Source organism: Secundilactobacillus hailunensis, assembly GCF_005405185.1.
In the GTDB taxonomy this organism is placed as follows: domain Bacteria; phylum Bacillota; class Bacilli; order Lactobacillales; family Lactobacillaceae; genus Secundilactobacillus; species Secundilactobacillus hailunensis.
In genome coordinates, this window is sequence record NZ_BJDO01000001.1 from 85,196 (window position 1) to 97,410 (window position 12,215).

The 12,215-nt window shown below is 44.2% G+C and carries 11 protein-coding genes; 3 read left to right on the forward strand and 8 right to left on the reverse strand.

From position 1 onward, the window contains the following. Positions 1–4: 4 nt before the first annotated feature. On the reverse strand, positions 5–2,038 hold the full coding sequence (gene recG / locus FFM73_RS00375) for an ATP-dependent DNA helicase RecG (RefSeq protein WP_137629823.1): 2,034 nt from the start codon (positions 2,036–2,038) through the stop codon (positions 5–7). A gap of 574 nt (positions 2,039–2,612) precedes the next feature. Here recG and FFM73_RS13155 point away from each other — a divergent pair. Together FFM73_RS13155 and FFM73_RS00385 are read left to right on the forward strand one after the other, a co-directional pair. Next, on the forward strand, positions 2,613–2,885 hold the full coding sequence (locus FFM73_RS13155; RefSeq protein WP_373278611.1) for a helix-turn-helix domain-containing protein: 273 nt from the start codon (positions 2,613–2,615) through the stop codon (positions 2,883–2,885). Between the two features lie 146 nt (positions 2,886–3,031). Further along, on the forward strand, positions 3,032–3,547 hold the full coding sequence (locus tag FFM73_RS00385; RefSeq protein WP_137629824.1) for a hypothetical protein: 516 nt from the start codon (positions 3,032–3,034) through the stop codon (positions 3,545–3,547). A 985-nt stretch (positions 3,548–4,532) separates the two neighbouring features. Here FFM73_RS00385 and fakA read toward each other — a convergent pair. Both fakA and FFM73_RS00395 read right to left on the reverse strand, forming a co-directional pair. Beyond that, entirely contained in the window at positions 4,533–6,236 is a 1,704-nt protein-coding gene (fakA, locus tag FFM73_RS00390; protein ID WP_137629825.1) for a DAK2 domain-containing protein, read from the reverse strand. A gap of 19 nt (positions 6,237–6,255) precedes the next feature. Continuing rightward, positions 6,256–6,618 (reverse strand): Asp23/Gls24 family envelope stress response protein, encoded by a 363-nt coding sequence (locus tag FFM73_RS00395; RefSeq protein ID WP_137629826.1) that lies wholly within the window; start codon positions 6,616–6,618, stop codon positions 6,256–6,258. Positions 6,619–6,826: 208 nt separating this feature from the next. Between FFM73_RS00395 and rpmB the strand changes: the two genes are divergently transcribed. Then, a complete protein-coding gene (gene rpmB, locus FFM73_RS00400) occupies positions 6,827–7,012 on the forward strand; it encodes a 50S ribosomal protein L28 (RefSeq protein ID WP_137629827.1) in 186 nt (61 codons plus the stop codon). Positions 7,013–7,177: 165 nt separating this feature from the next. On the opposite strand, the gene FFM73_RS00405 is transcribed toward rpmB, so the two are convergent. From FFM73_RS00405 to FFM73_RS00425, 5 genes are all read right to left on the reverse strand, one after another. Then, positions 7,178–7,825, reverse strand: coding sequence for a thiamine diphosphokinase (locus FFM73_RS00405; protein WP_137629828.1), 648 nt, complete (start codon positions 7,823–7,825; stop codon positions 7,178–7,180). Continuing rightward, positions 7,826–8,476: a ribulose-phosphate 3-epimerase gene (gene rpe / locus FFM73_RS00410; RefSeq protein ID WP_137629829.1), complete on the reverse strand. Its 651-nt coding sequence runs from the start codon at positions 8,474–8,476 to the stop codon at positions 7,826–7,828. It lies immediately after the preceding gene. A gap of 10 nt (positions 8,477–8,486) precedes the next feature. Next, positions 8,487–9,389 carry a ribosome small subunit-dependent GTPase A gene (rsgA, locus tag FFM73_RS00415; protein ID WP_137629830.1) on the reverse strand — a complete coding sequence of 301 codons (903 nt, stop codon included), beginning with the start codon at positions 9,387–9,389 and terminating at the stop codon, positions 8,487–8,489. An 84-nt stretch (positions 9,390–9,473) separates the two neighbouring features. After that, complete coding sequence (pknB, locus tag FFM73_RS00420; RefSeq protein ID WP_137629831.1) at positions 9,474–11,471, reverse strand: Stk1 family PASTA domain-containing Ser/Thr kinase; 1,998 nt, start codon at positions 11,469–11,471, stop codon at positions 9,474–9,476. Further along, positions 11,471–12,214 (reverse strand): Stp1/IreP family PP2C-type Ser/Thr phosphatase, encoded by a 744-nt coding sequence (locus FFM73_RS00425; protein WP_137629832.1) that lies wholly within the window; start codon positions 12,212–12,214, stop codon positions 11,471–11,473. Before FFM73_RS00425 ends, pknB begins: the two co-directional genes overlap by 1 nt. Position 12,215: the final 1 nt, after the last annotated feature.

A 12,215-nucleotide genomic window follows, 5' to 3' on the forward strand; every position in this document is an offset into this window, starting at 1 on the left:
TCTCTTAATCAAACATATAAGCGTGTTCTTCAGCTTGCTTGAGATAATTGACCAAGACTGCGTTTTCTGGTTGATCCTGCCAGCCAGGCGTACTGGTCAATTTTTTAGCTTCATCTTGGGCCACACTCAGCATGGTTAGATCAGCAATCGGATCACCAACCTTAAAATCAGGCAATCCGGACTGCTTTTTACCTAACACATCACCTGAGCCTCGCAACTCCAAATCTTTTTGTGACACGACAAACCCGTCGTTGGTCTCGGTCATGACCCGCATTCGGTCGACGCCGTTTTTATTCTTGGGATCAGCAATCAAAATACAGTAAGACTGCTGATCAGACCGGCCGACCCGACCACGAAGCTGATGCAGCTGCGCCAGCCCAAAGTGGTCGGCATCATAGATCATCATCACAGTGGCGTTTTTCACGTCCACCCCAACTTCAATCACCGTCGTGGCAACGAGTACTTGGTATTGGTTATCCTTGAACGCCTGCATGACCGCTTCTTTTTCATCGTTTTTCATCCGGCCGTGCAGTAAACCGACCTGATAATGCTGCGGGGCGAAGTAAGCGGAAAACCGTTCGTAAATCGCTTGGGCGTTCTTCATGTCCACTGCTTCGGATTCTTCAATCAGCGGAGTAACCACGTAAGCTTGATGCCCAGCGGCTAACTCCCGTAAAACAAACTGAATGGCGGAATCGATTTGAGCATTCTTGATCCAATGCGTGGTAATCGGCTTTCTGCCAGCTGGTAGCTCATCAATCACTGAAATGTCCATTTCACCATAGCTGGTAATCGCCAACGTTCTGGGAATCGGTGTCGCGGTCATCGCTAGGACATCCGGATTATCACCCTTTTGCCGTAGTGCTTGCCGCTGAGCCACGCCAAACCGGTGCTGCTCATCAATGACCACTAACCCCAGACGGTGATAGTCAACGCCCTCTTGAATCAGGGCGTGCGTGCCAATAATCAGGTTGATCTCACCAGACGCTAACCGGGGTAAAATTTCTTTGCGCACGGCTGGCTTGGTAGAGCCGGTCAATAACACGATATTCACCGGCAAACCTTCAAATAACGCCTGTAAGTTATTGGCGTGCTGTTCTGCCAAAATTTCGGTTGGCGCCATCAAGGCCGCCTGGTAACCGCCAGTAATGGCCGCATACATACAAATTGCTGCCACAACGGTTTTTCCACTGCCAACGTCCCCCTGTAAGAGCCGGTTCATGTGAATCGGCCGTTTTAAGTCAGCACAGATTTCATTGACCACCCGTTTTTGGGCAGCCGTCAGTTCATAAGGCAGCGCTTGAACGAAGCGCTTTAGTCGCTGATTATCATAGTCAATGGCGATGCCAGCCTGAGTTTCGTCACGGCGTTTCAGCAGTTGCAGCTGCATTTGAAAGCGAAAGAACTCTTCGAATTTTGCTGATCGCCGGGCCGCCTTAGCTGCCTTTAAATCTTTTGGAAAATGCATGTCGTGAATCATCTGCGCCCGGTCAAGCAGGCGGTAGTGCGTTTTAATCGTAATTGGAATTAAATCGTGAATCTCCGTGTGGTATTTGTCCCAGGCCGCAACGACTAATTGTTGAATGGTCTTTTGGCGAATCCCCTGATTAGACGGGTACACGGAGGCCATGGGGTCAGCTTTGCCACTGCTAAGGATCTTCATACCGTTAAGCTGCTTACGGTTAGCATCAAATCGGCCGTAGACCATAATCGGTGATTCAACTTCAATACTCTTCTTTAACCATGGTTGGTTGAAGAAAGTCACGGGGACCACGTCTTGACCAATCAGCAGCCGAAAATTCAGTCGGCTTTTTTTGCGGCCAAAACGACTTAAGGTCGGCGGTGCGGCCACAATGCCCTTTAAGGTCACTTGCTCCTGATCGCCGATTTCGTTTAACGCCTTCACCCGCAAATCTTCGTAGCGAAACGGATAGTAAGTCAGTAACGATTCGATTGTCGTAATACCCAGATCTGCCAGTGCCGCAACCCGCTTCGGTCCAACGCCTGGCAATACCGTTACGGAATCAGATAACCCCACGAAACTCCCTCCTAACCTAACAATTAACAAACAAAGTGCCGGTTCTATTGAGCCGCCACTTGATGAAGCTGAATGACTTTAATTATTCGACACCGTTTGTGGCGTTCGAAGTTTAAATTATCAAACAATATTTTAGTTTACAACGTCCTACATTATAATCGAAATAAACCGAAAAAACCAGCCGGCCATCGCATGACTCTGGGGATGGTTCACTGATTTAATCACACAAATGGTCAAAATAACTTAACGTTAATTACTTGACTAACGCCCTCTTTTTCTACTAAGTTCCGTTGGCAGAAAAACTATCTTGACATGTACTTTGTTCTAAGCAATGTAATACTTCCGTTTTCAAAACTAGTTTTCTCAATTTCATCTTCTTTTACTATTTGTAATAGAGTATAGTATTCTAAGATTAGTAAAACACCTGCAAATATAAACACATAAATCAGATAATATTACTGATCGTAATAATACAATTTGATTTGAAAGGAGAATTCAAATTATGAACACAAGCCTACAAATTGAAAAATTACGAACATCACTTGGATGGCCATAGCCACAGTTGACCGACCAAGTGTCAGTAAGTCAAAGTACAGTTGCAATGTGGGAATCTAATAAACGTAAAGTTAACACTGAGAATTTATTAAAAACATCTCAATTGTTCATTGTCTCTACTGACTATCTGCTTGGCAATAATTCCAAGCCCAACAGTGCTAATAAAAATACCAACGATTTGTATAAGTTTCTGAAAACCAATTTCAGCTCAATAACTTGCCAAGGTGAGATCATCACCCAAGAAGAAAAAATTAAAACTTGCTATAACATTGATTTTCTGAGAACGACATGACAAGCATTAGAAATTATGATTTATGACAAATGGCTAAATCAAACAGTTGTTTAATCTCAAAAATTTAATTTATCTAACCCATACACAATGATTAATGTATTCCAAAACAACACACTAAGTGAAAAACAAAAATGGAGATATTTCAAATGAAATTAAAACAATATGCGTTCGGAGCAATCACAGTGCTATCACTAGAAATTGGTTTTCAAATTAATCTGCAACATGCTAAGGCGGATACATATTACGCAACAACTGGAGTAAAACATTATATGCCTAAAAGTTGGCGTGGAACATATTACACTACTGCAGGTGACGTAATGAAAGTAAGCACCTACTCTATTTCGCAAAATGGCAAAAATGTTTACAAAAGCAGTTGGCATGGTTGGCGGAAACTCGCTTTTGGCCGAATTAACCCTTTATACGCAACTACTCGTAAACATAAAGTTTACACACTTAATGCATCAGCAAAATATGGCTACGAAACTAGTCACGAATGGAGACTGACTCGGAAAAATGGTAAAGCAGAATTAATTCACTATGGTGCTATGGGCTCTTTATCAATCTGGCATAAATATTATGCAAAAAGATCGTCAAAATCAAGAACCACAATTGTAAATACTGATAGCTACAACTTAAATTATACTACCGCAAAAAATCTTTGAATCGATGCGTAGGTGGCACAGTATTTACTAGAATAACTGCTTCCCCTAATCATCGGTTTGGACTGTCAAACACGTTAGATGATTTTGAAAGTGATGTTTTTGCAGTCCGTTTGATTCATGGTGGTATACCACTAAAACTCAACCGCTTATCCCGTGAAGATAATTATATGTATCAAGGAGTCTACGTCACATACAACGGACAGCAATATGTAACCAACGGTGAACCTGACTATGGCGACATAGTACCCTACAACACAACTGTATCGAATGGAGTAGTAAATTCTGGATGTAAACCAACAGACACTAACTCAATTCTAGTTCAACATGATTACAGCATTAATGTATCCGACCTGTGGACATACACTAATCCACAAACAGGAAGTCAGACCAATTATAAATTCTCTCTTAAACAAAATAAGTGGCTTGTAACTGACTGATAAATTGATTTACTTATAAAAACCAAATAAAGCCAAAGAAAATTATTATTAGGTATTACTTTGGGGCAATGCTAGGAACCTGTATTCCTTACAGACACTAGCAAACATATCACCTTGAATTCCAGCTTTACTCGGAGCCATTATGCTGTCTGACTATTGTAAAAACTGACTAATGAGTAGAATATCACGAAAAGAATTCAACAAGACTAATCGTGATTACGTGTAATTATAGTGCATATTTAGCTTATAATATTTATGTCAATTTCACTTCAAACAATAGATTTATCGTTCAGTTAAACTAATTCAATATGCCCAAAATAGAATCAAAGTTAGCGAACTTATTATGATGTTTCTAAATCTTAGTGCTATTACTATCTACATCACTAACAAAAGCCTGCATTTAGTTATTTTGGTGTATGCGAGATTTCACCAGCATGGCATAAAAACATTGAATAACATATGAACTGGAATAAAATGGAGACACTCGCTAAACGAGTGTCTCCATTTTATTCCAGTTCAATTTAATTTAACTATATTGATTCTGGATACTATTCCACCGAGATCACAAACGGATAAACCGGTTGGTCACCCTCGTGAATCTCAACTTCCAGCTCATCATCGATCTTTTCAACGGCTTCCTGAACGTGTTCAGCAGTTTGCTTATCCGTATCAGCGCCGTAAATAATCGTCACAATTTCACTGTCTTCATCGACCATCTTAGTGACCATTTGAATGGCAGCTTTTTCGGTGTTATCAGTTACGACCGAAATCTTACCGTCAATGATGCCCATGAAGTTGCCCTTCTTGATATCAAAGCCATCGACTTGGGTATCACGGATGGCGTGCGTTACCTCACCGCTCTTAACAGTCGACAGGTTGTCTTCCATGGCGGACTGGTTTTCTTCAAGGGTATGATCCGGTTCAAAGCCCAACATTGCGGTCATGCCTTGAGAGATCGTCTTGCTGTGCACGATCACTGCCGGAACATCAACGACCTTAACTGCTTGTTCAGCAGCTAAGAAAATATTGCCGTTGTTCGGCACAATGATGGCTTGCTTAGCGTGGCTTTCTTGAATCGCATCCGCAATGTCTTGGGTACTTGGATTCATGGTCTGACCGCCAGAAATAACGGTAGTGGCACCTAAACTCTTAAACAGGGTCTGCATCCCCTTACCGGCAGCAATCGTAATGATGGCCGTTTCAGGGGCTTCAGCTGGCGCTTCGGCAGTGGCAACTGGTGCTTCATTAGCAGCTTGTTCTTCATCATTTTCAATGATGGTTTCCTGCTGCAGCCGCATATTATCCACTTTGACTTTAGCCAGGTCACCAAATGATTGACCCCAAGCCATCACCTTACCTGGATGTTCAGTATGAACGTGAACTTTCACAATTTCATCATCATTAACCACTAATAATGAATCGCCCAGCTTAGCCAGATAATTGTAGAAGGTATCGTAGTCAAACTTGTGTTCAACTTGCTTCCCCTTACCAATGCGAACCATGATTTCGGTGCAGTACCCATAAACAATGTCGTCAGGGTTCAATTTACCCTGCACACTGCGATGGTGTTCAGCATCGACCATTTCATCCATTTCAGTTGGATTAGGCTGGTGAGCGCCCTTTTGAGCCGTTTCACGGCCATTTAAGACATCATCAAACGCTTGGAACACAAAAGTTAGCCCTTGGCCACCAGAATCCACCACACCAACCTGCTTTAAAACAGGTAATAGATCAGGCGTGGTTTTTAAAGCAGCCGCAGCAGCATCATAAGTGGCATCCATCACGGCCACGATATCATCTTCACGAGCCACCGTCTTGCGAGCCGCCTTAGCAGCTTCCCGAATAACCGTCAGGATGGTGCCTTCAGTTGGCTTCATAACCGCTTTATAGGCGGTTTGAGCACCAGCAGCAATGCCATCGACCAAGTCAGAAGCTGACAGGGTATCTTTGTCCGCAATGGCCTTTGAAAAGCCCCTAAAAATCTGCGATAAAATAACACCAGAGTTACCACGGGCACCCATTAACAGTCCCTTTGCGAGGGCTTGGGCTAATTCACCGACTTTGGTGCTACTTGATTCGTTAACGTACTTTAAGCCGCTATCCAACGACAAACTCATGTTAGTCCCAGTGTCACCATCGGGCACCGGAAACACATTTAATGAATTAATGAATTCAGCGTTTTGATCCAGTGCTGCTGAGGCAGCCTCAATCATTTTGATGAACTCATGATTCGTTATTTCTTTCGTTTGCAACAACTTTATCCTCCGCTTCTTACTCACTTAATACTTGAACGCCTTGAACTGTAATGTTAACAGCATTGGCATTAATTCCAAGCATGGTTTCCAAATTATATTTCACTTTTGATTGAACGGTTCGGGAAACTTCTGAAATCTTCGTTCCGTAGCTGACAATAATATTGACATCAACTGCAACCCCGTTATCTTCTTGACGGACGACAACGCCCTTGGCATAATTATTGCGATTCAAAATAACATTTACGTTATCCCGGATCTGGTTCTTGCTGGCCATGCCTACAACACCGTATGAATCAGTGGCAGCACCACCAACGACTGTAGCAATGACATCATTATCAATATCGATCAAGCCATGTTTTGTTTTAATTTTTACGGCCATCAAAAGTAGCCTCCTTGCATACTAGTCTTCACGATAATTTATATTACCACAAATTGGGCATTACCGTTATGATAATTAATCGGATTGATTGCTGTCAAGTAAAATTACTTGAAAGAAAACTATTGCATTCCACCGGGGGTTATGCTAAATTATTTTAGTGAGCTAAAAAGCAACGTTTTTTAGATAAGTCTAAAAGGAGGTAGTTCCCATGGCAAAAGATTTCATCAACGGCAAGCGCACTCGTTTCGGTAACAAGCGCTCCCACGCCTTGAACTCATCACGGCGTACTTGGAAGCCAAACTTGCAAAAAGTTCAGATTTTAGTAGATGGCAAGCCTAAAAAGGTTTGGATTTCTGCACGGACTTTGAAGTCAGGTAAAGTGACTCGAGTTTAGTTAAGAAAGTTTGGCACGGTAGCCAAGCTTTTTTTGTGAATTTTTAAAATCTTTCTTTCAACCAAAAGAACCACTGCTAACGATCAATTTCGTTAACGGTGGTTTTTTTGTGCAACTAAAAAAGATCAGGTGCGATCAATCAGCACCTAACCTCTTTAAAAACGATTAATCTTTACTTTGAATAACAGCCACCATGCCGCTATCAAATGAAAAATGGTTCGTCTCACCGATAAATTCATTACTAGCGTAAGAAATTGGTCGGGTCACGTTGGCATTTTTCAAATTATACTTTTCATCAGGCAAAGTCAAATTATTGACCGGTTCCATGGTCACGAAAGCCAGATATTTTTTATCGGGTTCCTTAGTGATCTCGTAGGCCCCTGGTACATAAAACGTAATGGTATTTTGTTTATCAATGAAGCGAATATGCGGTGCAAATTTCCGGTACCGCGGTTCCAAAACCATCCAAAGATTGGCCAAAAAATGGTCTAAGCGACCACCAGTCGCCCCGTAAATGTCTAACCGGTCGTAGTGGAATTCATGTAGTGCCACGGTCACAGCTAGCTGCGTATCGGTTTCGTCTTTTTCCGGCTTGGCCTGCCGAATATCAGCAACCGCACCTTTGACGCGCTTCAGTTCATCAGCAGTCAGCGAATCAAAATCGCCAATGGCCACTAATGGCGTGATACCCAGCTTTAATAAGCGCAGGGTTCCGCGGTCAGCACCGATCCAGTCACCGCTCACCTTACCGGCAGTTAGCTGGTCAGGCCATTGACTGGTAGGACCACCTACCAGTAAGTTAAGATGTGTCATTTACTTGGTCGCATCCTTCAAAGCTTTAACTTTAGCAGCAGGATCAACCCCATCAAAGACGTATGAGCCAGCAACAGCAACGGTTGCACCAGCTTTTTGGCAATCCACGATGGTCGTGTTCTTAACACCGCCATCAACTTCGATGTCAAAGTCATAGCCTTCAGTTTGTTTCAACTGATCCAATTGGGTAATCTTCTTTAACGTTTCAGGCAGGAATTTTTGACCACCGAAACCGGGGTTAACCGTCATGACAAGCACTTGGTCAACCATGTACAGTACTGGCTTGATTGCTTCCACGGGAGTCCCTGGGTTGATGACCACTTCAGCCTTAGCACCAGCGTTTTTGATCAACTGCAGTGCCCGGTGAATGTGTGGCGTTGATTCAACGTGCACACCAATGATGTCAGCACCGTTTTCAGCAAACTGTTCAACGAACCGTTCTGGATTTTGAACCATCATGTGAACATCCAAAGTCATGTTAGTAATTGGGCGAATGGCCTTTAACCAACCTGGACCATAGGAAATAGCGGGTACAAATGAGCCGTCCATAACATCAATATGGAGGTATTCAGCACCGGCCTTGTCCACTTTTTCAATATCTCTTTGAAGATTAACATAATCAGCACTTAAAATTGATGGTGCGATTTTCATACATAATCCCTCATTTCTCAGATTTGCGATAATTTGGTTTTTGATTCTTCAGAGTCTGATACAGCTGCAGGTAATTGTCATAACGCGATTGTAAAATATCTCCTGACTCAACTAATGCCTTCACAGCACAGCCGGGTTCATTGACGTGGACACAGCCCCGAAAACGACAATCGACAGAAGCGCGCCGGAACTCCCGGAAATACTTACCTAATGATCTGGCGTCCATTGAAAACGTATCGTACGACGAAAACCCCGGGGTATCAGCGATCAAGCCACCAGCTACTGCTAATAATTGAACGCGCCGGGTCGTATGCTTCCCACGATTCAGGGCAGCAGAAATCTCGCCGGTAGCCAACTTTAAATCAGGGGCCACGTGGTTCAGCAGGGTCGATTTACCAGCCCCAGTCTGCCCCATGATGACACTGACCTTACCGGTTAACAGGTCGTCCACTTCTTTTAGTGCCACCGCTGAAAATGGTTCGGCCGTATACACGACCTGATAGCCAATTTTACGGTAAGCAGCTGCAATACCAGCAAATTCAGTCTGTTCCGCTGCCGTCAGCAGATCGGTCTTGGTCAGATAGATCACCGGTTCAATATCAGCGATCTCCAGTGCCAATAATTGCCGATCAAGCAGATTAGTTGAAAAGGCTGGCTGGCGCACAGCTGTTGCCACGATTGCCTGATCAACGTTGGCCACCGGTGGTCTGACCAGTGAATTACGCCTGGGCTTAACCTCTAAAATATAGCCTTCGTGATCGTTAGGCGCATCGATCACAACACGATCCCCTACTAACGGCGTAATTTTCCGGTTTCGAAAATTGCCGCGAGCACGGGTCCGTACCAGTCTTCCTGAGTCCGTCATGACATCATAGAAGCCACTTAATGATTGTCGAATTTGGCCTTCCGCCACATCAACGCCACCTTTCATAATTCTGGATAATTAAAACCAGTTCTCTTATATTATAAAAGAACTGGTTTTAAAATGCAGTAATTATTAATGAGAATTTTTAGTTACGTTGTTATCGGATAAAATAACCTTACCATCCCGAATGATCTTATAGCCACCATTCTTGCCAGAAGCCACCGCAAACGGAATCGAGACTTGGGTATCCTGAGCAATAGTTAATTGCTTATAAACCGTCTTGTAGTCGTGATCGTGATCCCGAATGTAGATTTGAACGGTATTCACGTCATCGCTGGACGATGAACTGTTGCTCGTACTTGAATCACTCGAGCTAGAAGAACTGGCTTCAAAGGGAATATCCACGTCAACGTTAAAGTCTTCAATTTTGGGCTCAGACTTAGAGACTGGCTTTTTCCCTCTGGATAAAGTAACGACAACGGTTGAGCCTTCCCTGACCGTACTGCCGGCCCCGGGAGTTTGGTCAATGGCCGTATCTTTAGCCCGATTATTATATTTGTATCTATAGGAGATATTGATCGATTCACGTGTGGCATACCGCTGAATCTGGGCCTTGCTTTTACCAGTTAAATCAGCCAATTGCAATTGCCGCTGACCAGCTGAAACCGTTAAAGTCACCGTCGTATTCTTCGGATCGATGCGCTGCCCATTTTCGATACTCTGCTGCAGCACGTTGCCGATTGGCACTTCATTAGACGACTCATTTTGCCGCCTAACGGTCACACCCTTGGCCTTTAATAGGGCTTCCGATCGCGTATAGGATTGACCCACATAGTTGCCAACTTTGACTAACCGGGGTCCCGTACTGACATAGAGACTGACCTTAGCGTTCTTTTTAGCCGTTTGTTCCGCTGCCGGTGACGTTTTAATGATCAGGTTCTTCTTAATATCCACACTGGATTGCCGCTTAATTGACCCAGTATTTAAATTATTATCGGATAATTTTTGCTGCGCCTCATTCACCGTCAGACCACTCACATCCGGTACCGTTACCGATTGGGGACGGCCCAACCAAAACGCCAGGCCCACCGCTGCCAGCAAAATAACCGCTAACCCCAGTAAAATGTAGCGTAAGCGCCGTCGATGCCGACGCTTTTTTTTCGGTTTAACCGGTGGCGTGTCATCTTTTTTCTGTGTCAACGGGTCCTCATCTTGCGCCACTTGCGAATGTAACGCAGCCGGATCAAGTACCTTAGTTTCACCATCATCAATTTCTGAATTAGGGACAAACTTGGGTTCTGATGCCCGTCTCGGCGATAACGACGTCTCCAGATCATTGGCCATATCGGTTACCGTTTCATAGCGGTCAGCTGGCCGTTTGGAGGAGGCTTTTAAGACCACGTTTTCTAACGCCTGGGGAATCCGCGGGTCAAATTCACGGACAGAAGGAATATCGGATTGAAAATGCTTAATAGCAATTGAAATCGCGGTTTCACCCTTAAAGGGCACCGTTCCCGTCAAAAGCTCATAGAGAATGATCCCTAACGAGTAAATATCGGACTGCTTAGTGGCCATGCCGCCACGGACCTGTTCAGGAGATAAATAGTGAACTGAACCCAAAACCGTGTTCGTTTGGGTCAGCGCGTTCTCTGATAGGGCCACTGCGATTCCAAAATCGGTAATCTTGGTAACCCCATTTTCATCGATCAGAATGTTTTGCGGCTTCAGGTCTCGGTGAATAATATTATGTTCGTGCGCGACTGCCACGGCGGACAGCACCTGTTCCATAATGTTGATGACTTCTTGATACGGAATGGGAAAGTGTTTTTTGATGTAAGCTTTTAAGTCCATCCCCTTCACGTATTCCATCACCATGTACTGCATGCCGTTTTCTTCACCCACGTCATACACACTCACGATGTTTGGGTGAACCAGCTCAGTTGCCGCTAGTCCTTCCCGCTGAAACCGCTTGATGGTATGGGGATCATCGCGTAGATCAAGTCTCAATAGCTTCACGGAAACGTCCCGGTCTAAAATGAGGTCATGGGCTAAATAAACGTTTGCCATGCCACCTTCACCCAAGGCCTTAACGATTCGGTATCGGCCACCTAAAACGTAATTTGGTCGCATTAGTCAGCCACCTCCGATTGGTCATCGATCAAGATCACACTAATATTATCCAAACCGCCAGCATCGTTAGCTAACTTAATGAGTTCATCACATTTTGCCTGCAACGCTGCGTCGGATTCAAGGACGGCTTGAATCCGATCATCATTGACCATATCGCTTAATCCATCTGAACAAAGCAGAAGCATATCGTTATCCGTCAATTCTAAGTAATGCATGTCAATTTGGACCGCTTTTTCAATCCCTAAAGACCGGGTAATGACGTTTTTCTTAGGGTGCACCCGGGCCGCCTGTTTTGACAGTTCGCCCCGTTTGACCAGTTCATTGACCAGCGAATGGTCTTCCGTCACTTGAGAAAAAACGTGATCACGCAACAGGTAAGCCCGGCTATCACCAATGTTTCCAATCAGCACCGTCTGATCAAAGATCACCGTTAGCACCACGGTCGTACCCATTCCCTTTAGATCAAGATACTGTTCAGACCGATCGCGAATGTCCTGATTTTCAGACGAGATCTGGTTTTGCAGCCAGTCTTTGGTTTCATCGATCGTTTTAACCTTGGTCGGCTGAAACGAATGGCCCATGTGCGCTACCGCCATTTCAGAAGCCACATCGCCACCTTGATTGCCGCCAATACCATCCGCAATGATGGCCAGTGTCACGCCACTCTGGTTGGTAAATATGCCAATGCTATCTTCGTTATCTTGTCGGCGCTTCCCTATTGCTGTTCGATAAGCAATCTGCATG

What these genes read in the sequence shown, in the direction of transcription:
- rpmB (WP_137629827.1), top strand. Translation starts at nt 6,827, where the DNA reads ATGGCAAAAGATTTCATCAACGGCAAGCGCACTCGTTTCGGTAACAAG.
- FFM73_RS00395 (WP_137629826.1), bottom strand. Translation starts at nt 6,618, where the DNA reads ATGGCCGTAAAAATTAAAACAAAACATGGCTTGATCGATATTGATAAT.
- pknB (WP_137629831.1), bottom strand. Translation starts at nt 11,471, where the DNA reads ATGCGACCAAATTACGTTTTAGGTGGCCGATACCGAATCGTTAAGGCC.
- FFM73_RS00405 (WP_137629828.1), bottom strand. Translation starts at nt 7,825, where the DNA reads ATGACACATCTTAACTTACTGGTAGGTGGTCCTACCAGTCAATGGCCT.
- FFM73_RS00425 (WP_137629832.1), bottom strand. Translation starts at nt 12,214, where the DNA reads ATGCAGATTGCTTATCGAACAGCAATAGGGAAGCGCCGACAAGATAAC.
- FFM73_RS00385 (WP_137629824.1), top strand. Translation starts at nt 3,032, where the DNA reads ATGAAATTAAAACAATATGCGTTCGGAGCAATCACAGTGCTATCACTA.
- rpe (WP_137629829.1), bottom strand. Translation starts at nt 8,476, where the DNA reads ATGAAAATCGCACCATCAATTTTAAGTGCTGATTATGTTAATCTTCAA.